Here is a 23,363-nt window from a genome sequence, read left to right as displayed (position 1 = left end):
GCATCGTACTATTGGTAACGATCCTAATTTCATTCCTTATAGGGTTCATTAATATAGGTTCGATACCCATTATTATATTTGTCCAATTTTTTATCACGAATGTTTTAATAGGGATCATTGCTCCTATTAAAAACCCACAAACCCCTTATACTGCTGCCTTTCTGGGGAGTATTACATTAACTGTCCTTAATTATATAGTTGCTTATTATATATTTAATATATATGTATTAGCTGATCCTACACAGATTAATAATAATCTCTTAATAAGCACTTCAATTGCATTAATAACGGCATTACTCTATAAGAAATTCATACTTGAAAAACGGAGAAAACAATATGTTTAGGGAAACTTTCGGTATATATAATAGGAATCTATTAAAAATAATGCTTATTGGGCTAATAGTCGTCCTCCCGGTATCAATCTTTTGTTTTCAAGCAATTTCTTATGTTTTTACTGATGTAAGCTCAGAGTATTCCAATTTATATGCAGCATTTTTTATCGTTATTAACTTTACGCTTCTTTATCCACCTTTTATCAGGGTTACTTTACAGGATTTAAATGATGGGGAATCAGCATCAATTAAAGATTTAATAATGGCGTTTGTAAATGATTTTGGACTGATTGTATTGTTTACACTCGGGTTATATTTTTTAGCTCTTTGGGGAATAGGCTTGGCTTTTATTCCAACAATAATTTCTTTGGTGCTACTTGTAATTTTTCCTTTATTCGTAGATCAAAAAAAAATAACTTCAGTGATAAAACAACTAGGTCGTGTTTTGCTGAAAGAAAATATCTTTATCTTATTTGATTTGCTTATAATCATTAGTATTAATCTACTTGTGTGGACTGGAATTTCATTATTGCTTAATTCATTTGACAATAATTTCTATGTCTATGCGTTCACAAGATCGCTGATTAATGTTGCATTATTTCCTCTAATATACATTTATCTTACAATTAAGTATAAGAGCGAAAGGGGAGATTTCTATGAATAATCCAGAAGGAAGTTTACCCCTAAAAAGAACAAATTTATTTCTTGTGGTGATTCTATCCGTTGTGACTGCGGGGATATACTTGGCGTTTTGGTTTTTAAGAAGGAGGAAAGCTTTTGGGGAAAGCCAAATTCCTTTTAAATGGTGGAAGGTATTTGCTGTATATTTGATACTCTCATTCATTATCAATCTAATTGGAGATGTATTCTTAACTTCTTACGGGGAGACAGTAATTGAATCGATTAATATCATACTATCCTATTATTTTATAGGCTTGTTATATTTCTCAGCATTTAGAGTGAAAGAAGTTATCGAATATCATTATAGAGATGCAGAAGTCAAAAAATTGTGGCTGGTTTTATTTCACGTTTGGTATCTCCAATTCAAAATCAACCGACTAAAAGAAAATTAGGAGAGGGTAGCAATGAGAAAGTACTTCAAAAAAGTAAATAATGAAAAAGGTGCTCTCACATTTGAATTCCTTGGAATTCTACCTTTCTTCTTCATGTTCTTTCTGCTCCTCTGGCAGGTTGTAGCGTCAGGGTATGCCATATATACAGTAAAAACGGCAGTGAATGAAGGTGCCAAATCTTATTCTGCTACAAAGGACGCTATAGAAGCTGAAAATACTGTAAAAAAAGCAATTGGATCAAGCAATGTAATAACTTATGATGGAATGTCCATTACTACACCCGATGTAAACGGAAAGTTTGAGATTAATGTGAAAGTTGAGCATCCCCTTGTGTTTATTCCTAAACAATGGAAAGACGAAACGGCTCTTTCATTTGATCAATCGGCAGTGGGCCAGGTGTTGGTGGAATGAAAAAGTATATAGGCAATGAGAAAGGGAACTCAATCTTCTTTATTCTTTGGCTATTTGGAATCGTTGCTATCGTCTTTCTGCTTGTGGCGAATATTGCAAAAATCTACGTAGTTCAAGCCCAGGCGAACAGTTCTGTAGAACAAGCTGCCTTTGCTGGTACTTCTGTATTAATTGAAGAAACAACTAGGACGATAGAAGAATTCGACGGTAGTGGAATTTCCGCTGCTCAGAAGTTCTTAGATGGTGGTAAAAGTATTAAAGAACAAATCGAAGAAAAACAACAGGAACTCGAGGATTCTGGCAGAACTTCTGATCTTGCTTATTTACATGCGCTGAATGATGTACTGCCGGGCGAATTAGAAGAACATCCTTTACTTAAAGAGGCTTTTAGTGAGCATTTTTCTAGAGACCCATCTCTCAATAGTAGAATTCGAAATACTGCCCAATCCATATTGACTGACAACAATGCAAATCCTGAAGATATGGATATTACTTTATCTACTGAGGAGTGGAGAATTGAAGTTAAGTCAACAGCCACTTTTGAAAGTATTGCGGACAAAAAGCTCATTGAAGTTTTTCAAGAGAAAGTTCCACAGAAGGGGTATGGACCTAAACTGAAATATCTTGAAAAGGTATATGAATAACTATATGTAGAAGATCTTGGAAGATAATTTTCAAGGTTTTTATTTTTCCAGTGAAAATACTTTAGAAATTATGATTTGGAAATAGTAGAAATACCTATAAAGGTTGAAATACAAAATTTTACTATTAAAAGGTTTCAAAATTGAATCTAGTGGTAAAAAAGATTGAGTGTATTTCCATAAAATTCTAAGTGATTTTGGATTGAATGGAAGCCAAAACTATAGCTCATTAAGAAAAGAGGGTTTCTAAGTGTCCAAAAAAGAAAAACGATGGAGAAGATTTTATTTATTCCTAATGATTTTCTTCTATGTCATATACGTCCCGGTCTCGGTATTGGAATGGCTGCTGGGTGATGGTGGCCTGCCTGTAACCGCAGTGGTTGTAGGAATTGCGTTACCTTATATGAGGAAAAATCATCTTCATCAGATTGAGATGAAAGAAGGGACAGGAGCTTGAAGGTTAACTTCAGGCTTTTTGCTAACTCAAGAGAAAAGGCAGTTACCTAGGACCTTTTAAATATTTAAAGGAAGCATTAGAACCGTCACTGTGTTTATTACACAATATTTTTTAGAATGCATTTCCTGTAGTGAATATGGCGGGTACATATATCACCTCAGGAGTCCTTCAAACCAGGTCAAGCAATCAAGCCGGGGGAGTCATATAATGGAGATCAATTTTTAAATTCGGGAAAACCGATCTTAGAAAATTCACCATTAAGCAGCGGTCACTTCATTATTCTGAATGCTCTATTTCAGCTATCGAAATTTGTATTTGGAGGGGTTTCACCAGTTACGCCTCCTGGCTTGGGTAATTCTATTGAAGGGGGATCAGGAGATGGCAATGGGGGCAAAAGCTCAATTAATGATGCACCTTCATCTTTATTAAACTTATGGGTGAAAAGTACAAATGGTGAGAGGGGATTGTTTGGTTATCTGATGGAGGACTAAAAGATTATTAGGGTTTGGAGACAAAATGGCCCAAACTGGAGGATGACTGATTTATGGACAACCAAGATATATCTAGCGTAGCTCAAAACCAAAAGAAACTATTAGAAAAAGTTGATATATTCCCTTATGAGTTTCATAAGGGAACGCATGTTTATAGAATGGCTCATTTTTATAGACTCTCTTCAAAGTTGTATGGGAGTTTTGTTTATACTCCATATGATTTGTCATTTGAAGAAGTGAAAATGGTATTTTATAAATTTATTTTATTAGAAGAATACTTGAAAGATAAATTATCTAAAGTAAATAACTATGCATCAACTGATTTTTCTGCAAGCTACTTTGGCTACCGTCAAGAATTGGACGTAAAGATACTTGTGAATTCAAGCTTTAGTGAAGCACATGGAATTATTCAAGAAATGATAAAAGCCATAGACTTTTTTAAAGTTGCGTTAACAAATATTAGAGAAACATATTCGGGTTTTAAAGAAATCACTAACAAAATTAAAACAACGAATATTTTTACTGAAGACCAATTAACTGATATCCAAAAGTCATATGGCAAAGCACATACCTATCAGTTTCAGCAGGCAGCGAAGCAAAAAGAAATAATTCATTCTTCAAGAAAATTAATTGATTTCATGGATAAAAGAAAGCTCTTTTCCGGTGAATTTACAAGCTTTTATAAAAAGACGAAATTAATGGCCAGTGAAGATTCAGAAAATAGACTAGACCATTCTTTGAAAGGTTTTGGTGATTACAAAGAAAATATTACCCTTTCATTTCAAGAATTAGAAGAAAAATTTGTGAAGAAAAATGAAAAAGACTTTTATAAAGTTTTAGATGAGAACTTTATTAAGAGACGAGTTAGAAACCCTTCAGTACAGGAGGTGTAAGTTGGGGAACTTTCACGAAGGCTGTCACCAATTCTATAAAACAGAAAAAGATCTTTGTAAAGGTATTGCGAACAAAGCTAAGTAGTCTTGGTCAAGGTTTGGTTCTCATAAGAACTGGAGGTTCTAAGTAATGAAGAGCAATGATATTAACAAATTAACCCAGAAACATAAAAAGTTTATGGAGAAGGTGGATATCTTTCCGTATACGCTAATCATGGATAACCTAAAGTATGAGAGGGCCCACTTTTACAGGCTTACTTCAAGTCTATACGGAAGTTTTCTATTTACTCCGTATGATGTGTCTTACGAAAAAATTAAATCGATTTTTTATAGTTTTATTTTAATAGAAGAATATTTGAAAAATAAAATATCTAAACTTAATACGTTTGCATCCAATAATGGATCGAATCCTTATTATGATATGAGGAATATGATGAAAGTTCATTTATTGAAAAATCCAGATCATCAATACATTCAGTACGATATAGAGTCTTTTATTTCTTCTGTTGATTTTGTAGAGAATTCTTTCCTTAAAGTAAGAGGGGATTATCAAAAATATCAGAGGATTTGTGAAGAAATCAATAGAAATAAGGAATTCAGCATTTATCAACTTGAACAACTGAGAAGAATTGTTGGTGAATGTCAGGCTTGTATGTTTAACCAGGTAGCTGAACAACAAAAGTCACTGACACCTGCTAGGAAAATAATTGATTACTTACTTTCAGTGAATGATAGAAACAACGATGTAGAGAAATTAATAAATCAGTTTAACGTTCTGGTAGAAGCTAAATCAGAAATGAATCTTAACCAGTCTTTGAATAAGTTTGGAAATGCTGAGAAAAATAAATCTCTGTCTCATGAAGAACTTATTGAAGAACAGATAAGACTTTTTGAAAAAGATTTCTATCGTGCCTTAGACGAAGGTTTCATCAAAAGAAGAGTTCGAAACCCTTCAGTTCAGGAGGTATAAAATGATTAGTTCATTGAAAACGGATGGACTTTCAATCCAAGAAAATTACTTGAGGGAGAAAATTCCTTCCCTTCTCTATTCTCTTTCCAATTTGGGGTCAGTCCCCCTGCATACTAATGCGTTATTGTGACGGGGGACTGACCCCATTTTACGGTGTTATAGCTGAGAAAAACTTCGTAGTAGAAGATGCCATGGCTGCTTTTGAGAAATTAATTATATATAACGTGTTTGTTAACAGGTTTTTTGATATTGAGGAGGCGAAGTTGAAACTATCTCCAAGATCATTTGAAAATATATATGTGCTTTTGGACAGGTACACGAAAACGGAGAACAATAATAGTCTCTTACTTGGTAAAGAGGTCATTGGAAAGCTTGAAGAATTATTAATAGACCTACAAGAGGTTATTAAAGACTATTCTAGCTATTATGATGAAAACATACTTGTGAAGAATAAAATTGATGACGAAGAATTGTACAGGCTTTGGGAAACTCTTGCTCATATGAATAGATTGCAATATCTACAAGGAACAGAATTGATAAATAAAATAGATGTATTAAGTGAAATGTTTGATGAGATGGAGAAACTGGGTGTAGATAAAGAGTTATCAAACTATGATCTTACAATATTAAAAGAATTAACCAAAGAAAGTAAAAATACAGAAAAAACAATTAAATCATTAGATAAAGAAAAAGAAATTGTTCATTTACCAATACGGGATCAAGTAGAGATTTTGATAGAAGGGTTAAAAAAAGTAGCCAGAGAAAAGCTCCCAGTGTACAAACAAGACCTTCGTTATCCTAAATAATAAAGTAAGAATGAATGTAGATTTTAGAGTAGCAATAGTTTAGTCAAACGTTTGTTTAAATAGAGACGAGATCGAAGCTTCCTCTAATACCATTAGAAACAATTTCAAGTAAAGGGAAATGTGCTTTTACATGATGAAAGCAACATCTGTCTGACAGGAGTGATTTGATTGAAAAAGGATTTAAGTAAACGAGGGAAGATCAGTTTACTGCTTTCTTTATGCACCTTGGTAGTGGGAATGTTATATATGTATTTTATCATGGACGGTCGTACAATATTAACTACCCAGGATAGCCGATTTATTTTAATAGTGGTTCTTATCTCAAGCATCTTTTTGGTAATCACCTTAGTTGAGAGAGCAAGAGCACAAGGTACTCGTTTTTCCTGGAGAAGGTTCGGGATCATATTATTAATCGTTATTCTATTCGGTATTTGGAGGGTAACGATGTGAGAAGTCACTCGTCATTCTGAAAAGGTTAATGCATCATCCTTTGAATGGGATTGGTCATCGGGGGTCATTTATATGTGAATTTTTATATGATTGACGGTGTAGTAGATGATGGTGACCCGAATATCATGATAGCTATTGTTTTAGTCTCATTTATTATTGCAACATTAAATCAAGCATTTGTATAACCCCAGACCTAACTAGAAATCTTTAGAAATCTCTACATTTATTAAAGGTACTTAAATAGAAATATATCCTTAGACTCATAATCTTTAAAAAAAACGGTGAAAAATTTGGGATGTACAAAGATAACCTTCATGGGAGGATAAATATTATGTTTGAAATGAACAAAAAAACAAAAAAAGCAATTAAAGAAAAGAAAAGGTGGAATGAACGTACAGAAGTATCCCGTCATATTGCAGAAATCAATGGGGAATTATATTACTATGTTCTATTTTTAAATTTATTCGGAATTCCTCAAGGGGCTATCGCTGTTAGAAATGATGGTGATATGCCCGGAAGAGACATTACAAAAAAAGTTGTTTTTAAAGTAAGTTCCTATAATAATATTATGCGTTTTGCGGGTCAATCTAAAGATGGTATGAAAGATATTGTGAAACGTCCAATAAAAACAATGAAAACAGTTGAGAATCAGGTAAAAGAATATTTTGGTGAGGTTATTCCTGTGGAACATCCGCTTCATAAAGAATTAACCTTGTTAATTGACTTGTGTACAACTATGCAGGAGAACCAACCGAAATTTGTGCAAATGTTTAAAGAAATATGTTCGATTGGAGAGTCTCAAGATATAAAAAAAGTATTAACCGCAGAGACATTTGATAGAACCCATGAGATCTTTATTGAATGGCATGTGCTTCTATATAAAGAACAATGTATGCAACTATTAAATTTCTATGATATTCCTTTAATCAAGCAACATGTGGACGAGAGTAACCAAGGGAAGAAATTACATAAAACATTAGTTAATATGCATACAGAAAAAAGAAGAAAATCGTTTGTTAACTTTTTAGAAGGCGTTATTCAGAAAGAAGTAGGGGATATTAGTGATTTGTCCTACTCTCCAAAAGATGTTGAATCCTTTAGACAATTGAAGATCGAAGAAGGATATCAAATGTTTGAATCAAATCTCGTCCCACAAATAAGGAACTAAGAAATTGAATTATCTAACTGAAACTATTATTAATTAAATTTTTTGATTAATAAGGTTTAGAAGCGACCGAAATGGTCCATGTGCTATAAACAATTTGAAAACTTTTTCGGAGGGTAATATATGCCGGCACTTGAAGCAAAAGTAAAAAAAGCGATTAAAGAGAAAAAAATTTGGAATGAGAGAATTGAAGTCTCTAGACACATAGCAGAGTATAACGGACAAAAGTATTATTACATTTTATTTTTAAATTTGATTGGTATCCCTAGAGGCGCCATGGCCATTAGAGAAGATGGAAATGTCCCTGAATTGGAACATGCAAAGGAGATTGTATGGAGAGTTAGTTCTTATAATAATATAATGCGTTATGCTAATAAAGAGATGAAAGACGACCTCAAAAGACCTGTAGGAATGATGAAGACAATCGAGAATCAAGTTAATGAAGTTTATGGGGGAATCGATGAGAATCACCATTTATATCAAGAACTATCTCTATTGCTTAATATGTGCAGAACAATCTATAGTAACCATGAAAGATTTCTAAACATATTTAAGGAAGTATGTAATATTTCATCTATCCAAGAAAAGGAGCTGGTTTTAAAAGAGAAGACATTTAATCGATTACATGAATTGTTTATTGAAGCACACACTTTGCATTTTGAAGAGAACAAGATGCAACTTTCAAATTATGAAGATATTCCAAGAATTCTCAAAGATTTAGAAGATAAATCTAATGGAAAAAAATTAAATAAATCATTAAACCATCTGCACCAGGAAAAAGTGAAGAAATATGTAATGGGATTTGATAAAGGTGTTGTACGTAAGGAAATTGGAGATGTTTCGTCTCTATCTTATTCTCATGAAGATTTAGAAAAATTTAAAGAATTGAAAATAAAAGAGGGATATCAGAGATTTGAAACAAATCTTGTTCCTCAAATAAGGAACTAAGAAGTGGGATTTGATGGAGGATTCGAAAAAATTCCATACAGATAAAGAAAGTTTTTAATTCTCCTAGAGTACAAGTATAAACCAGAACCAACTGATATGCTTAAGATGATATTTAACTTTCAAATATTACGTTTAATGGCTTTACAAATTTAATGAATCGATTCAGCTTAGTTATGTGTATCTATAACAAAATTACTTCCCCCCACAAAGAATGTAAATTTAATCAAACGTTTGTTTAAATCCACAACCTAAACTAATCATTCGATATCCCACCCAATATTGGTTAAAATAGATAAGACCTACAATTGGCTACAGCTTAAAGGAGAGAAATACATGACGAACTATGCAGATGATAGTTTAGGGTTACATACAGATATGTATCAGATAAATATGACGAAGGCGTATTGGGATGATGATTTCCATAATCGAAAGGCTGTTTTTGAAGTGTTCTTTCGAAAGCTGCCTTTTGGCAATGGATATGCGGTGTTTGCCGGGCTTGAACGGATCATTGACTATGTGAAAAAGTTTCATTTCTCTGAGAGTGATATCGAGTATTTACGGGAGTTGGGATATGAGGAGGATTTCCTTCAATACTTGGCGGATCTTCGTTTCACGGGGACGATTCGTTCCATGAAGGAAGGGGAGGTTGCGTTCGGAAATGTTCCCCTTGTCCGCGTGGAGGCGCCTTTAGCTCAAGCTCAGTTGTTGGAGACGGCGATCTTAAATATCGTGAACTATCAAACGTTGATTGCGACGAAGGCGAACCGGATCAAGCAAGTGGTGCAGGATGAGGTTGTGATGGAGTTCGGGACGAGACGGGCCCACGAGCTGGATGCAGCGATCTGGGGAACCCGTGCTGCTTATATCGGAGGTTTCGATGCGACGAGTAATGTGCGGGCAGGAAAGTTATTCGGGATGCCTGTTTCCGGTACCCATGCCCATTCGATGGTACAGGCTTACCGGGATGAGTATCAGGCCTTTCATAAGTATGCTGAGAGCCATAAGGATTGTGTGTTCTTGGTGGATACGTATGACACGTTGAAATCCGGTGTGCCGACAGCGATTCAGGTGGCGAAGGAACTAGGCGATAAGATCAATTTCAAGGGGATTCGCCTGGATAGTGGAGACATGGCGTATCAATCGAAGAAAGCCCGTAAGATGCTTGATAATGCAGGCTTTACGGAAACGAAGATCATCGCTTCAAACGATTTGGATGAGTATACGATCCTGAACTTGAAAGCTCAAGGGGCGAAGATTGATGTATGGGGTGTTGGGACGAAGCTGATCACGGCTTACGATCAGCCTGCTTTAGGTGCCGTGTATAAGCTTGTTTCCATTGAGAACGAAGCGGGTGAGATGGAAGACACGATTAAAATTTCCAGCAATGCGGAGAAGGTTTCGACTCCCGGGATGAAAAAGGTTTATCGGATCATCAATACGGTTAATCATAAATCAGAGGGCGAGTATATTGCCCTCGACCATGAACACCCGGAAAGTCAGGAACGGTTGAAGATGTTCCACCCCGTTCATACTTACATCAGTAAATTCGTGACGAATTTCGAAGCGAGAGAGCTCCATGTGGATGTATTTAAGGATGGAAAGCTCGTGTTTGAAGCACCTCCTTTAGAAGAGATGAGATCGTTTGTGAATGACAATCTCGAGTTGTTGTGGGATGAGTATAAACGGTCGATGAACCCGGAAGAGTACCCGGTGGATTTAAGTGAAGAGTGCTGGAACAACAAGATGAATCTGATCCAGCAAGTGAAGGCTGAAGTGAAAGAAAAACATAGCGGGAATTGGTAATTTTACCTGTGATTGGGTAAGATAAAAAGATATAATGTGATGTAATAAAACCTAACATGGAGTGTGAAAACATGGATTCTCTTCAAAAACAAATTGTAGAAGAAATGATGGTATCGCCGGAAATCGATCCGCAGGAGGAAATCCGTCGCAGTGTCGACTTTATGAAGGCTTACCTTACGAAGCATTCATTTATGAAAAGTCTTGTCCTTGGGATTTCAGGTGGTCAGGATTCCACCTTACTCGGGAAACTTGCACAGATGGCAATTGATGAAATGAACAAGGATACTGGATCTTCGGACTATGCTTTCTATGCCGTGAGACTTCCTTATGGTGAGCAAGGAGATGCCCAGGATGCTATCGATGCAGTGGAATTCATTAACCCGAACGTTTCGTTAACGGTGAATGTCCAGCCGGCAGTTGATGCCAGTGTCGAAACTCTGAAGAAGAACGGCATTGATCTTTCCGACTTTGTTAAAGGGAACGAAAAAGCCCGTGAACGGATGAAGGTTCAATTTGCCATCGCAGCCATGAAGGATGGTGTAGTTCTCGGTACTGATCACTCTGCTGAAGCGGTTACTGGTTTCTATACAAAATATGGTGATGGAGCGGCAGACCTCGTGCCCCTTTTCCGACTGAACAAACGACAAGGGAAGAAGCTCTTGATGGAGCTTGGCTGTCCGGAGCACTTGTACAATAAAAAGCCAACAGCGGACCTTGAAGAAAATCGTCCTCAGCTGCCCGATGAAGAAGCTCTTGGCGTCACGTACGATCAGCTGGACGATTACTTGGAAGGTAAAGAAGTACCTGCCGAAGCGAAAAAAGCCATTGAAGGTCATTACCTAAAAACACAGCATAAACGTCACCTGCCAGTTACGGTGTTTGATGATTTTTGGAAATAAATAGCGTTGAAGCCAATTCTTGAATATTCGAGAATTGGCTTTTTTTGTTTTGGTTACTTGGTTGAAAGTAGAATAATTCGACAAAAACCGTCTGTTCCCCTTGCCGGATAATCCCAACCTCCTACCAATTCCCTAAATTCCCTCTAGATTTTTCCCAAATTATAGAGGATTTTCGACTTTTTAAACGAAAGTAGTAATAGTTAAAGAAGATATTGAAACATTCAGGAGGGGTACGATGTCACATGAAATGGTGAATCCGAAGTTACAAAGTATCATTGATAATATAGAAAAAGTCATGATTGGGAAGAGAAAGGTAGCGGAGTTGAGTATCGTTTCCCTACTTGCCGGCGGGCATGTATTACTTGAGGACGTTCCAGGTGTAGGGAAGACGATGATGGTTCGCGCTTTGGCAAAATCGGTGGGAGCGAGCTTTAAGCGTATCCAGTTTACGCCGGATTTACTTCCGTCGGACGTGATCGGGGTGTCGATCTATAATCCGAAGGAAATGGAATTCACGTTCAGGCCGGGTCCAATTATGGGGAATATCGTTCTGGCGGATGAGATTAACCGTACGTCACCGAAGACTCAGTCCGCTCTACTTGAGGGGATGGAAGAGAGCAGTGTGACAATTGATGGAGAGACAAGGAAACTCGATAAACCCTTTTTCGTGATGGCGACACAGAATCCGATTGAGTATGAAGGAACCTATCCTCTTCCGGAAGCGCAACTGGACCGCTTCTTATTAAAGATGAAAATGGGCTATCCGGAACCGGAAGAAGAGATGGAGGTTCTTCATCGCGCCCAGAGGACTCCGCCCATCGATGAGCTAGAGCCTGTGATGACCCTTGAGGAATTGAGATACATTCAAGGGGATGTTAGGGAAGTGTTGGTGGATGACACCATAAAGAAATACATTGTTGAAATTGCGAACCGTACGAGGATTCATGCGAATGTGTACTTGGGCGCAAGTCCCCGTGGATCCATCGCGTTGATGAAAGCTTGTCAGGCTTATGCCTATTTAAGAGGAAGGGACTACATTGTTCCTGATGATGTTCAATACCTGGCTCCTTTTGTTTTCTCCCACCGGATCATCATGAAATCTGAGGCGAGGTATGAGGGGATCACACCGGAGGAAGTCGTGGAGAGAGTTATGGCGAGAATCCCGGTTCCGGTACAAAGGCTTGTGAGATAGGATGAAGCATACATTACAATTCTTAAAACCACTCGGGAAATTTCTGTTGCTCCTTTTCTTAATCGGGATCACATTTTCCTTTGCGATGTTTCAAGGTGGGTTTGTTAGTTGGTTCTTGTTCTATAGTTTTATACCATTCGCCCTTTATTCCGTATTTATTTTCTTATATCCGTTGTCTGAGTTTTATGTTGAGCGGAGCTTCGAAGCCAATGAGTATAAAGCGGGGGATGAGCTGAAGGTGACTGTAACTCTTTCCAGGAGAATCCCGTTTCCGTTGTTTTATATGGTGATGGAGGATGTGGTGACAGATTCCATGTTTCATCATTCCAGCTTTCAAAAGGCAAAGGCGATGATTCATCCAGGATTCAGAAGACGAATCACGTTAACGTATCTCATAGAAGAGCTGCCTCGTGGAGAGCATTTGTTCTCTGCCGTTCGATTCCGGACCGGTGATTTCTTCGGTGTGTTTGAAAAGGAAGCAACGATCGAGTGTAAAGACAAGCTCCTTGTGTATCCGTCGACGGTGGATGTGCCATACCGGCCCCTTGAAAGTCGCTATGATCAAGGAATGACCACATCAAATGTGAAGATTCAAAAGGACACAACGATGGCGACAGGGATACGTGAATATCAGCCGGGTGATCGTTTCTCCTGGATTCACTGGAAAACCTTTGCCAGGACCAATGAGCTGATGACGAAGGAGTTTGAAGAGCGGCAATCCCATGATGTATTGATTGTGCTCGATCGGGAATCGTCTCCTGCGTTTGAAGCGATGGTCACGTTTACGGCTTCGATGATCCGCTCCATTGTGAAGAAGGGAGCCCAGGTAGGCGTCGTCTCGATCGGTAAAGATCATGTGTCATTTCCGATTAGAGGTGGGGAGGAGCATCTCAGTCAGCTATCCTATCACTTGGCTAAAGTGAGACAAGACAGTCCCTACGGGTTAGGGAAAGTATTGCAGGGAGAGGGATTGAACTACTCCCAGTCGGCTGCTGTCTTATTTGTCACCTCATCTGTTTCAAAGAAGATGATTATGAGCGTGAATCAATATGCAAAGCGGAATAGTTCGGTTGTGATCTTTCTGGTGAAACGTAGCGGAGAAGTGTTCACAGCGGAAGAGAAATCATTGAAGGCCTACGCTTCCTCACGTGGAATTCGATTGATGGTATGCCATGAAGGCGACTTTTCTTCTGCCTTTTTGGAGGTGAAACGAGCATGAGTCATGAACCATCGAAGCACCACCTTTTCACGATTATGATTTACCTGTTTGGGTTTTTACTTCTTTGGGAATGGTTGAAGCCCTTGAAGGTTGTGACCGATACTGGTAGTTTGACACACTTTATTGTGTTTATTGCCGTGGCCCTGTTTCTGTCCTATTTCAGGATTCAGTACTTCATATCAGCACCCATTAAGATTCTTTTTATTTTGTATAGCCTGCATGGCTTGTACTATAAAGGATCTTTCTTATCTCTCAGCTGGTTCAGGGATTTCAGCCATGATTTGTGGGAGAATCTTGGATTGACGCTCGGGCGTGAATGGCCAAGCCTTTCTTTTGAATACAGAAGCTTATTGTTTTTTGTCTTGTTATGGTTGATGACGTATTTGATCTATTATTGGTTATCCGTGAGAAAAACGATTCTTCTCTTTTATGTAATGACAGTAACATATGTTTGTCTCATCGATACGTTCACTGTGTATGAAGGGGATAAAGCGATTATACGGGTTGTTATATTCGGATTTCTCCTCATGGGACTGCTGGCACTGGAACGACTGATGCAAAGGGAGAACCTTTTTGGATCTAGGATGAGTCGTCACCGCTGGATCGTTCCCTTGACCGTCATGCTGGGAGTAAGCTCAGTCGTTGCATTCGCAGCGCCAAAATCAGATCCCATCTGGCCGGATCCGGTTCCTTACCTTCAATCTTTTTCAAAAGATGCAGGTGGCAGTGGCGTGAATAAAATCGGATATGATACCGATGATTCAAAGCTTGGCGGTCCGTTTGTTGGTGATCCCACCGTTGTGTTTAATGCGGAAGTGACAAGGGAGCATTACTGGAAGATTGAAACGAAAGACTTGTACACGGGTAAGGGCTGGGAGCAATCCATTCCGGACGACCAACAGTCTGCTCTTCCGTTTAATTCCGGTGAATTGGTTCCCATTCCTTCAGTTGAATCGGAAGAAGAACGAGACCTGGAAAGTGAAAAGGTCATGGTGGAACGGAAGTATTCCCATGTCGTCTATCCTTACGGGGTAGAGACGATTAACGGGAATAAGAATGGGTATTTTAGTTTTAATCCCATTAACGAGAAGGTGACAAGCTATAAAGAGTTGGATGAGACGGTAAAGCTTGAGGACTACGAGCTTTCCTATCGGCACCCGTTCTTCTCTCAGAAAAAAATGAAAGCAGCGAACGAAAATCAGGAGATCATGCAGGTTCCTGATTTCGTCGATCGCTATACTCAAATCCCTGACACAACTCCTCAACGGGTGTTGGATCTGGCCTTCGAGATTACGTCGGAAGAGGACAATTGGTATGACAAAGTAAGGGCAATCGAAGGATATTTTTCGAAGAAAGCCTATGTGTATGACCAGTTTGACGTCGCTGTTCCCGAAGAAGGGGAGGATTACGTCGATCAGTTCCTATTCGACACGCAGCGTGGTTACTGTGATAACTTCTCCACATCCATGGTCGTGTTGGTCCGGTCCTTAGGTATCCCGGCAAGGTGGGCTAAAGGGTATACAGAAGGGGAATACAGTCGGCAGGTGGATTCAACCTATAAGCTTTATGAGGTGTCGAACAACAATGCCCACTCCTGGGTGGAAGTGTTTTTCCCGGAAGTAGGATGGGTTCCCTTTGAGCCGACAGTCGGCTTCAGTAACAATGTTTCTTATCAGTATGACTTGGATGTGCCTGATCCTGAGAACAACGAAGTACCTATTCCCGAGAAGAAAGACACACCGAAGAAGCCTTTGCAACCTGATGAAGAAGATGCAGCATCAGGAAATGGTTTTACCCTATCCGAGCTTTGGGGTAACACCAAATCGTTCTTTGTAGAAAACTGGGGTAAGATTGTGATTGGAACTATGCTCCTTGTTATCATCGGTATTGCCTTATACATGCTAAGAAGGCGCTGGTTGCCGTACATGTTGATTTTCTATTATCGCAATAAGTCAACAGATGACGTCTTCTCGGAAGCTTATATCTCTCTCATGAAGCAATTGGGCAGATATGGATTAAAGATGGATGACGGGCAAACATTAAGGGGTTATTCCAGGTACGTCGATTCTTTCTTTGGTACACGAGAAATGACCAGCCTGACCAATAATTATGAACGGATATTGTATGGTCAGAGCCCGTCGAAAGAAGATTGGATGAAGATGAGGGAATTGTGGGAAAATTTAATTAAAAGGACAACAGGTTGACCCGGTTGGTTACAAAGTATAAAATGATGTCAAATTCATAATAGTGTTCGTTAGCATCCTTCGTATATCCTCGATAATACGGTTCGAAAGTATCTACCCGGTCACCTTAAATGACTGGACTATGAAGGCAGTGTTCTATTTTGACATCCGTGTATGCAAAAGACTAGAATTCTGCCTTTTTTTAAGGCGAAGTCTAGTTTTTTTTATATTTTTTTGGAATGCTAACAACAACAGGTACTAGAAAGATGGAGTCTGTCCTGACCCATAAATAAACTGATGAGGTGAACTGAATGCTTGGTAAAGAAGAATTGCACAATCAAGAAATGATCGTCGTTTTGGACTTTGGAAGTCAATACAATCAATTAATCACACGAAGAATTCGTGAGTTTGGTGTTTATAGTGAGCTCCACCCGCATACAGTTACCCTTGAAGAAATTCAGGAAATAAATCCGACCGGGATTATTTTATCCGGTGGACCGAACAGTGTCTACGGTGAAGACTCGTTCCGTTGTGATGAGCGTATCTTTGACCTTGATATTCCAATCTTAGGAATCTGCTATGGTATGCAGCTGATGACTATGCACTTCGGCGGGAAAGTGGAACGCGCGAAGCATCGTGAGTATGGAAAAGCGGCCATCAATATTGAAAAGCAGTCTAAGCTATTCTCGAATCTTCCTGAAGAGCAAGTCGTATGGATGAGTCACGGTGATCTTGTGGTGGAATCTCCTGCAGGATTTGATGTGAATGCAACGAATCCTTCTTGCCCGATCGCTTCCATGAGTAACGAAGAAAAAGGACTATATGCCGTTCAATTCCACCCTGAGGTACGCCACTCAGAACACGGAAACGAAATGCTGAAGAACTTCGTATTTGAAGTGTGTGGGTGTACAGGTGACTGGTCCATGGAGAACTTCATCGAGATGGAAATGGACAAGATTCGTCAAACGGTAGGCGACAAAAAAGTTCTTTGCGCATTAAGTGGAGGAGTCGATTCTTCCGTTGTAGCCGTGTTGATCCATAAAGCAATCGGAGATCAACTAACATGTATCTTCGTGGATCATGGTCTTCTTCGTAAAGGTGAGGCAGACAGCGTCATGAAGACATTCGCCGATGGCTTTAACATGAACGTCATTAAAGTCGATGCACAGGACCGTTTCTTAAATAAATTAAAAGGCGTATCCGACCCGGAACAAAAGCGTAAGATCATCGGGAACGAATTCATCTATGTATTTGATGATGAAGCAACAAAGTTGCAAGGGATCGATTATCTTGCTCAAGGTACGTTATATACAGACATCATTGAAAGTGGAACGGCGACTGCACAAACGATCAAATCTCACCATAATGTCGGAGGGTTACCTGAAGACATGCAGTTCACTTTAATTGAGCCACTGAACACATTATTCAAAGACGAAGTGCGCGCCCTTGGTTCTGAACTGGGGATTCCGGATGAAATTGTATGGCGTCAACCGTTCCCGGGACCAGGTCTTGGTATTCGTGTACTTGGTGAAATCTCTGAGCAGAAGCTTGAGATCGTGCGTGAGTCAGACTATATCCTTCGGGATGAAATCAAAAAGGCCGGCCTCGATCGTGACATCTGGCAGTACTTCACGGTCCTTCCCGATATCCGAAGCGTGGGAGTAATGGGGGATGCGAGAACCTATGATTACACAATCGGTATCCGTGCCGTGACCTCCATTGACGGAATGACGTCCGACTGGGCACGAATCCCGTGGGACGTGCTTGAGAAAATTTCGACCCGCATCGTGAACGAAGTCGATCATATCAACCGCGTAGTGTATGATGTGACGAGTAAGCCACCTGCAACGATTGAGTGGGAATAATAAGCATTAATAAATAAGTGACGGGTGCCTTCCGTAAAGAGTCAGTATTAATCGACAAAAAGTGGAAGGTGCCTGTCACTTTTTGTATTAAACGAACATTATCATGAAAAATATAAGTTAATGTTCGTATTTTATGTTGACGAACAAAATATCGGTTGGTACAATAGTACTGTAATCATGACAAAACATCATAAAAGTATTACGTCGTATAATTTCGGGAATAGGGCCCGAGCGTTTCTACCAAGCTACCGTAAATGGCTTGACTACGAGGTGATGGATAATAGGTCCGTATTGCTGTGCCTATTTATCTTGATCTTAACAGTCAAAGCCTTGAACTCTGGTAGTTCGAGGCTTTTTTTATTGAAATGTATACTCTTACGACGACTCAATAGGGGGAGTACAAGAATGAAGAATTTCTTTCAGTTTGAGCAAGTAGGCACGAATTATAAAAGGGAGATCATCGGGGGATTAACAACTTTCCTATCGATGGCTTATATCTTAATCGTTAACCCGCTTACGTTAACGCTTCAATCGGTGCCGGACCTTCCGGATAGTATGAGAATGGACTATGGTGCAGTATTTGTAGCGACGGCTTTAGCAGCTGCCATCGGCTCGTTGATCATGGGGTTGATAGCCAAATATCCAATCGCTTTAGCACCTGGCATGGGCTTGAATGCCTTTTTCGCTTACACGGTCGTCTTAACAATGGGCGTACCTTGGCAATCGGCTTTAACGGGAGTGTTGATTTCAGGATTAATTTTCATCGCTCTGACGTTATCGGGTATCCGGGAAAAGATTATTAACTCGATTCCAGCAGAATTGAAATATGCAGTTGGGGCCGGGATCGGACTGTTCATTACATTCATCGGTTTTCAAAATGCGGGAATCATCGTCAACAACGACGCCGTATTAGTAGGTCTTGGAGATTTAACAAAGGGAACAACTTTACTCGCAGTCTTCGGAATTGTGATCACCGTGATCCTCATGACAAGAGGGGTTAAGGGCGGCATTTTCATTGGGATGGTTGTAACGGCCATCGTAGGTATGATTGCAGGATTGATCGATACACCGGAAAGAGTAGTGGACGCAGCGCCAAGTCTTGCGCCGACTTTCGGAGCAGCATTAGAACCATTATTCAATGACGCAGGCAGTATTTTTACAATTCAAATGCTCGTGGTCATACTGACATTCTTATTCGTCGATTTCTTTGATACAGCCGGTACTCTAGTAGCGGTAGCCAACCAGGCGGGATTAATGAAAGACAACAAATTACCGCGTGCAGGTAAAGCGTTATTCGCAGATTCTTGTGCAACAGTAGTCGGAGCGATATTAGGAACGTCTACGACAACTTCTTATATCGAATCTTCTGCAGGGGTTGCAGCAGGAGCAAGAACGGGATTCGCATCAGTGGTAACGGCCATCTTATTCGTTCTTTCGATTTTCTTCTTCCCGTTACTGGCTGTGATCACGTCAGCCGTGACGGCGCCCGCCCTTATCATCGTCGGTGTATTGATGGTTTCATCACTCGGTGAAATCGACTGGAAGAAATTCGAAGTGGCAGTGCCTGCATTCTTAACGATTGTAGCCATGCCCCTTACGTACAGCATCGCGACAGGTATTGCCATCGGATTTATCTTCTATCCAATCACGATGATCATGAAAGGTCGCGTGAAAGAAATTCATCCAATTATGTACTTCTTGTTTGTGATCTTTGTTTTGTACTTTATATTCTTGGTGTAGCATACACCATTGTGAAAAGCTGATCTCTCAAGGGATCAGCTTTTTTCTTATTTTTCTAGACAAAAGAGTGAAAGATATAAAGGAAACCGACCTGTATTTAGAGAAGATAGTACTATTGGAAGAAGTAAAAATTGAAAAAAGGGTCAGAATTCGTTAAAATCATGGAATCGGATAGTGTCGAAAATGGTCGAAATGATAGGGAGAATTGACGATGTCTACTTTAAATGTGAAAAAAGCCTTAAATAATAATGTACTAATTGCCGTTCACGAAAATTACGGGGAAGTCGTGCTGATCGGGAAAGGAATAGGATTCAACCGAAAAAAGGGAGACCCTATCCAAAACGACATTGCAGAAAAGATGTTTGTCCTAAAAGGGGAAAAAGAACAAGAGCAATATAAAAATCTTCTTCCTTTCCTGAATGAGGATATGTCGAACGTCATTATTTCTGCCATCGAGTTGATCAGAAAACGAACAAACTCTTTTCTTAACGAACATATTCACATCGCCCTGACAGACCATATTCTTTTTGCCATTAACCGATTGATGAGAGGGATGGAGATCCGCAATCCGTTTCTTGTGGAAACGAGAACGCTATACCCTTTCGAATATGAAATCGCCAGAGAAGTGGTCAGCATGATTAATGAAATGACGTACGTGCATTTGCCTGAAGGGGAAGTGGGGTTCATTGCCCTTCATATTCATAGCGCCATGATGAACAAGGATCTTTCAGAAGTAAACCAGCACTCCCAACTGATCAGTCGGTTAACAGGAATGATCGAGCAACAGCTTGATGTTGTAATCAACAAAGAGAGTGTAGACTATATGAGACTTGTCCGTCATATTCGCTATACAATCGAACGAGTTTTGCGAGGGGAAAGAGTCGAAGAACCAGAAAAAATTGCAAAACTGTTGAAAGAAGAATACCCTGTCTGCTATAATTTATCTTGGAAGCTGATTAAGATGATGCAGCAAACATTACAAAAGCCCGTTTACGATGCTGAGGCGGTTTACCTCACTATGCATCTTCAACGGATTCAAAATAAAGTCAAATAAAGTATTTATCTTTCTTACGTGTAACTGATACGATCAGGCATGAGTGAAGAAGATAATTGAAACGTGTATTTTGGGGTAGTCTATCCATATACGTTCATTATCCTCTTTTCTCATGCCTTTTTTGTTTGGCGCAATCATCTAATTAGTCGAAAATAGAAAAATAAGGGAGGAAACACACATGTTTAAAAAGGCTTTCGGTGTTTTACAAAAAGTCGGTAAAGCATTAATGCTTCCTGTTGCAATCTTACCGGCAGCTGGACTACTACTTGCGTTTGGTAATGCTCTTCAAAATCCAACGCTTCTAGACATTGCTCCATTCCTTGCTAACGGCGGAGTTGAAACCGTTGCCAGTGTCATGGAACAAGCGGGTGGAATTATCTTCGGAAACTTGGCACTGCTCTTTGCAGTCGGTGTTGCCATCGGATTAGCTGGTGGTGAAGGGGTAGCTGGTTTAGCGGCTATCGTTGGTTTCCTTATTATGAACGTAACAATGGGTACCGTTGAAGGATTAGGTATTCCTGATGTTACAGGTGACGGGGTGGATCCGGCATTTGCACTGGTTCTAGGAATCCCGACCTTACAAACAGGTGTATTCGGTGGTATTATCGTCGGGATACTTGCAGCTTATATGTACAATCGTTTCTATCAAATTGAACTACCTTCATACCTAGGGTTCTTCGCAGGTAAGCGATTTGTTCCAATTGCAACAGCGGCATCTTCCGTTGTATTAGGATTATTGATGTTATTGATTTGGCCACCGATCCAAGATGGTCTTAACACATTCTCAAACTTCATGCTTGGTGAAAACAGAGCATTGGCAGCATTTGTATTCGGTGTTATTGAACGTTCACTTATTCCATTTGGACTACACCACATCTTCTATGCGCCATTCTGGTTCGAATTCGGTTCTTACACGTCAGCAGCTGGAGACGTTGTGCGTGGAGACCAGGCAATCTTTATGAAACAGATTCAAGATGGTGTACAAGACCTGACAGCCGGTACGTTCATGACTGGTAAATTCCCATTCATGATGTTCGGACTTCCAGCAGCGGCATTAGCGATCTACCATGAAGCTAAGCCGGAACGTAAAGCAGTTGTAGGTGGAATCATGGCATCTGCTGCCCTGACTTCATTCTTAACAGGTATTACAGAACCAATCGAATTCTCATTCTTATTCGTAGCACCTGTATTATTTGGTATACACTGTATATTTGCAGGTTTATCATTCTTAACAATGCATTTGTTAAATGTGAAAATTGGTATGACGTTCTCAGGTGGGTTAATTGACTATGTATTATTCGGATTACTTAACCCACAAACCAATGCCTGGATCGTTATCCCGGTAGGTATCGTGTTTGCTTTGATTTACTACTTCGGATTCCGTTTCGCTATCCGTAAGTTCAACCTCATGACACCAGGTCGTGAAGATGTGGATGAAGACGAAGATGACGCACCGGCAAGTTCTGCTGGGGATCTTCCTTACAACATCCTTGAAGCGATGGGCGGACAAGAGAACATTGCTCACTTAGATGCATGTATCACGCGTCTACGGGTTTCTGTTAACGATGTGAAAAGTGTTGATAAAAAACGTCTGAAAAAATTAGGTGCTTCAGGAGTTCTTGAAGTGGGAGATAACATTCAAGCGATCTTCGGGCCGAAATCAGACACAATTAAATCACAGATGCAAGACATCATCCGTGGGAAAGCTCCACGAAGAGTAGAAACAAGTGCAAATGAAGAAGTAGAGCAACAAATTGAAGAAGTGAATCCTGAAGCACTTCAAACAGAATTAAAGAACGAAAAGTTTGTAGCACCAATGACCGGTGAGATCAAAGACATCACAGAAGTTCCTGATCAAGTATTCTCCGGGAAAATGATGGGTGACGGCTTCGCGATCGTACCAACAGAAGGAACAATCGTTTCTCCTATTACTGGTAAAGTCGTAAACGTGTTCCCGACGAAGCATGCTATCGGACTAGAGTCCAAAGCTGGCCGTGAAGTACTGATCCACGTTGGAATCGATACAGTGAAACTGGAAGGGAAAGGATTCGAAACCTTAGTAAAAGAGGGAGACCAGGTAGAAGCAGGTCAACCATTACTAGAGGTAGATCTTGACTACATCAAAGAAAACGCACCTTCGATCATGACACCGATTGTCTTTACGAACCTTAAAGAAGGACAACAAGTAACAATCGAGAAGTCAGGTAATGTAAATCGTAACGACGAAAACATCATTAAGATCGACTAATGATTGAAAAAGAAACCGTCTCGTTCTCACTAGTTGAGAGCTAGGCGGTTTTTCTATTATCCGTTGTGAAAGTTATTATATAGAAGAAAGGGAGTATTCCGAGATGATTTTATTAGTGGATACCATTTTGAAAACCCTTATATCACTGGTGTTGGAAGGCAGGAGTGGCATAGATTTAGAAAAGAAGAATTGCGAATGATGAAATAGTTTAAAATAAATCTCTTAAAACTATTGACGGATTTATAATAGATTGATATACTTTAAAAACCGTCGCAAGAGAGTAGCGCGTACATAACGACATTCAGCGAGATCATAAAACATTTCAAAAAAAGTTGTTGACATACACACTGCATTCTTGGTATGATGGTCAAGTCGCTTCAAACAGAAGCGCAACACATTGAACCTTGAAAACTGAACAAAACAAGACAATACGTCAACGTAAATTCTAGATTTATTTTTAAAGAGCTATTCAAACTTTTATCGGAGAGTTTGATCCTGGCTCAGGACGAACGCTGGCGGCGTG

The 23,363-nt window shown here is 39.5% G+C and carries 20 protein-coding genes and 2 riboswitches; all 20 genes read left to right on the top strand.

The genetic code is table 11. The features are described 5' to 3' along the window. Positions 1 to 336 precede the first annotated feature (336 nt). Complete coding sequence (locus tag FGG79_RS20800; RefSeq protein ID WP_138781840.1) at positions 337 to 996, top strand: hypothetical protein; 660 nt, start codon at positions 337 to 339, stop codon at positions 994 to 996. Next, entirely contained in the window at positions 989 to 1,405 is a 417-nt protein-coding gene (locus tag FGG79_RS20795) for a hypothetical protein (RefSeq protein WP_138781838.1), read from the top strand. Before FGG79_RS20800 ends, FGG79_RS20795 begins: the two co-directional genes overlap by 8 nt. 12 nt (positions 1,406 to 1,417) lie before the next feature. Next, positions 1,418 to 1,816: a pilus assembly protein gene (locus FGG79_RS20790; protein ID WP_138781836.1), complete on the top strand. Its 399-nt coding sequence runs from the start codon at positions 1,418 to 1,420 to the stop codon at positions 1,814 to 1,816. Continuing rightward, the gene (locus FGG79_RS20785) at positions 1,813 to 2,460 is read left to right on the top strand and encodes a hypothetical protein (protein WP_138781834.1); all 648 of its coding nucleotides are present in this window, start codon (positions 1,813 to 1,815) and stop codon (positions 2,458 to 2,460) included. The genes FGG79_RS20790 and FGG79_RS20785 overlap by 4 nt, the downstream gene beginning before the upstream one ends. Positions 2,461 to 2,707: 247 nt before the next feature. Continuing rightward, positions 2,708 to 2,914, top strand: coding sequence for a hypothetical protein (locus FGG79_RS20780; protein WP_138781832.1), 207 nt, complete (start codon positions 2,708 to 2,710; stop codon positions 2,912 to 2,914). Between the two features lie 544 nt (positions 2,915 to 3,458). Continuing rightward, on the top strand, positions 3,459 to 4,298 hold the full coding sequence (locus tag FGG79_RS20775) for a hypothetical protein (protein WP_138781830.1): 840 nt from the start codon (positions 3,459 to 3,461) through the stop codon (positions 4,296 to 4,298). Positions 4,299 to 4,428: 130 nt separating this feature from the next. Beyond that, positions 4,429 to 5,268 carry a hypothetical protein gene (locus FGG79_RS20770; RefSeq protein ID WP_138781828.1) on the top strand — a complete coding sequence of 280 codons (840 nt, stop codon included), beginning with the start codon at positions 4,429 to 4,431 and terminating at the stop codon, positions 5,266 to 5,268. A 191-nt stretch (positions 5,269 to 5,459) separates the two neighbouring features. Next, positions 5,460 to 6,074 carry a hypothetical protein gene (locus FGG79_RS20765; protein WP_171051030.1) on the top strand — a complete coding sequence of 205 codons (615 nt, stop codon included), beginning with the start codon at positions 5,460 to 5,462 and terminating at the stop codon, positions 6,072 to 6,074. A 168-nt stretch (positions 6,075 to 6,242) separates the two neighbouring features. Further along, positions 6,243 to 6,524, top strand: coding sequence for a hypothetical protein (locus FGG79_RS20760; RefSeq protein ID WP_138781824.1), 282 nt, complete (start codon positions 6,243 to 6,245; stop codon positions 6,522 to 6,524). 331 nt (positions 6,525 to 6,855) lie between these two features. Continuing rightward, on the top strand, positions 6,856 to 7,692 hold the full coding sequence (locus FGG79_RS20755; RefSeq protein WP_138781822.1) for a hypothetical protein: 837 nt from the start codon (positions 6,856 to 6,858) through the stop codon (positions 7,690 to 7,692). Positions 7,693 to 7,812: 120 nt separating this feature from the next. Continuing rightward, entirely contained in the window at positions 7,813 to 8,637 is an 825-nt protein-coding gene (locus tag FGG79_RS20750; protein WP_138781820.1) for a hypothetical protein, read from the top strand. 333 nt (positions 8,638 to 8,970) lie between these two features. After that, positions 8,971 to 10,440: a nicotinate phosphoribosyltransferase gene (locus FGG79_RS20745; RefSeq protein WP_138781818.1), complete on the top strand. Its 1,470-nt coding sequence runs from the start codon at positions 8,971 to 8,973 to the stop codon at positions 10,438 to 10,440. Positions 10,441 to 10,511: 71 nt separating this feature from the next. Further along, positions 10,512 to 11,339 carry an ammonia-dependent NAD(+) synthetase gene (gene nadE / locus FGG79_RS20740; protein ID WP_138781816.1) on the top strand — a complete coding sequence of 276 codons (828 nt, stop codon included), beginning with the start codon at positions 10,512 to 10,514 and terminating at the stop codon, positions 11,337 to 11,339. Positions 11,340 to 11,574: 235 nt separating this feature from the next. Next, positions 11,575 to 12,531 (top strand): AAA family ATPase, encoded by a 957-nt coding sequence (locus tag FGG79_RS20735; protein ID WP_138781814.1) that lies wholly within the window; start codon positions 11,575 to 11,577, stop codon positions 12,529 to 12,531. A gap of 1 nt (position 12,532) precedes the next feature. Continuing rightward, complete coding sequence (locus tag FGG79_RS20730) at positions 12,533 to 13,750, top strand: DUF58 domain-containing protein (RefSeq protein ID WP_138781812.1); 1,218 nt, start codon at positions 12,533 to 12,535, stop codon at positions 13,748 to 13,750. Further along, positions 13,747 to 15,954: a transglutaminase TgpA family protein gene (locus FGG79_RS20725; protein WP_138781811.1), complete on the top strand. Its 2,208-nt coding sequence runs from the start codon at positions 13,747 to 13,749 to the stop codon at positions 15,952 to 15,954. Before FGG79_RS20730 ends, FGG79_RS20725 begins: the two co-directional genes overlap by 4 nt. Before the next feature lie 40 nt (positions 15,955 to 15,994). After that, positions 15,995 to 16,096: riboswitch (purine riboswitch) on the top strand. A gap of 148 nt (positions 16,097 to 16,244) precedes the next feature. After that, a complete protein-coding gene (gene guaA / locus FGG79_RS20720; protein ID WP_138781809.1) occupies positions 16,245 to 17,798 on the top strand; it encodes a glutamine-hydrolyzing GMP synthase in 1,554 nt (517 codons plus the stop codon). Positions 17,799 to 17,982: 184 nt separating this feature from the next. Beyond that, a riboswitch (purine riboswitch) is annotated at positions 17,983 to 18,084 on the top strand. Between the two features lie 119 nt (positions 18,085 to 18,203). Beyond that, complete coding sequence (locus FGG79_RS20715) at positions 18,204 to 19,538, top strand: NCS2 family permease (protein ID WP_138781807.1); 1,335 nt, start codon at positions 18,204 to 18,206, stop codon at positions 19,536 to 19,538. 211 nt (positions 19,539 to 19,749) lie between these two features. After that, positions 19,750 to 20,592 (top strand): glucose PTS transporter transcription antiterminator GlcT, encoded by an 843-nt coding sequence (gene glcT / locus FGG79_RS20710; protein ID WP_138781805.1) that lies wholly within the window; start codon positions 19,750 to 19,752, stop codon positions 20,590 to 20,592. 178 nt (positions 20,593 to 20,770) lie between these two features. Then, complete coding sequence (gene ptsG, locus FGG79_RS20705) at positions 20,771 to 22,840, top strand: glucose-specific PTS transporter subunit IIBC (RefSeq protein WP_138781803.1); 2,070 nt, start codon at positions 20,771 to 20,773, stop codon at positions 22,838 to 22,840. The last annotated feature ends 523 nt before the right edge of the window (positions 22,841 to 23,363 follow it).

The sequence above is a fragment of the Bacillus sp. BHET2 genome (assembly GCF_005938125.1).
Lineage (GTDB): Bacteria > Bacillota > Bacilli > Bacillales > Bacillaceae_B > Rossellomorea.
Note: the sequence above shows the minus strand (reverse complement) of the source record. Positions and strands in the feature narration are given on the sequence as shown.

Bases quoted from the DNA above. Each gene is read 5' to 3' on its own strand.
- FGG79_RS20800 (WP_138781840.1), top strand. From the start codon at position 337: ATGTTTAGGGAAACTTTCGGTATATATAATAGGAATCTATTAAAAATA.
- FGG79_RS20795 (WP_138781838.1), top strand. From the start codon at position 989: ATGAATAATCCAGAAGGAAGTTTACCCCTAAAAAGAACAAATTTATTT.
- FGG79_RS20790 (WP_138781836.1), top strand. From the start codon at position 1,418: ATGAGAAAGTACTTCAAAAAAGTAAATAATGAAAAAGGTGCTCTCACA.
- FGG79_RS20785 (WP_138781834.1), top strand. From the start codon at position 1,813: ATGAAAAAGTATATAGGCAATGAGAAAGGGAACTCAATCTTCTTTATT.
- FGG79_RS20775 (WP_138781830.1), top strand. From the start codon at position 3,459: ATGGACAACCAAGATATATCTAGCGTAGCTCAAAACCAAAAGAAACTA.
- FGG79_RS20770 (WP_138781828.1), top strand. From the start codon at position 4,429: ATGAAGAGCAATGATATTAACAAATTAACCCAGAAACATAAAAAGTTT.
- FGG79_RS20765 (WP_171051030.1), top strand. From the start codon at position 5,460: ATGGCTGCTTTTGAGAAATTAATTATATATAACGTGTTTGTTAACAGG.
- FGG79_RS20755 (WP_138781822.1), top strand. From the start codon at position 6,856: ATGTTTGAAATGAACAAAAAAACAAAAAAAGCAATTAAAGAAAAGAAA.
- FGG79_RS20750 (WP_138781820.1), top strand. From the start codon at position 7,813: ATGCCGGCACTTGAAGCAAAAGTAAAAAAAGCGATTAAAGAGAAAAAA.
- FGG79_RS20745 (WP_138781818.1), top strand. From the start codon at position 8,971: ATGACGAACTATGCAGATGATAGTTTAGGGTTACATACAGATATGTAT.
- nadE (WP_138781816.1), top strand. From the start codon at position 10,512: ATGGATTCTCTTCAAAAACAAATTGTAGAAGAAATGATGGTATCGCCG.
- FGG79_RS20735 (WP_138781814.1), top strand. From the start codon at position 11,575: ATGTCACATGAAATGGTGAATCCGAAGTTACAAAGTATCATTGATAAT.
- FGG79_RS20730 (WP_138781812.1), top strand. From the start codon at position 12,533: ATGAAGCATACATTACAATTCTTAAAACCACTCGGGAAATTTCTGTTG.
- FGG79_RS20725 (WP_138781811.1), top strand. From the start codon at position 13,747: ATGAGTCATGAACCATCGAAGCACCACCTTTTCACGATTATGATTTAC.
- guaA (WP_138781809.1), top strand. From the start codon at position 16,245: ATGCTTGGTAAAGAAGAATTGCACAATCAAGAAATGATCGTCGTTTTG.
- FGG79_RS20715 (WP_138781807.1), top strand. From the start codon at position 18,204: ATGAAGAATTTCTTTCAGTTTGAGCAAGTAGGCACGAATTATAAAAGG.
- glcT (WP_138781805.1), top strand. From the start codon at position 19,750: ATGTCTACTTTAAATGTGAAAAAAGCCTTAAATAATAATGTACTAATT.
- ptsG (WP_138781803.1), top strand. From the start codon at position 20,771: ATGTTTAAAAAGGCTTTCGGTGTTTTACAAAAAGTCGGTAAAGCATTA.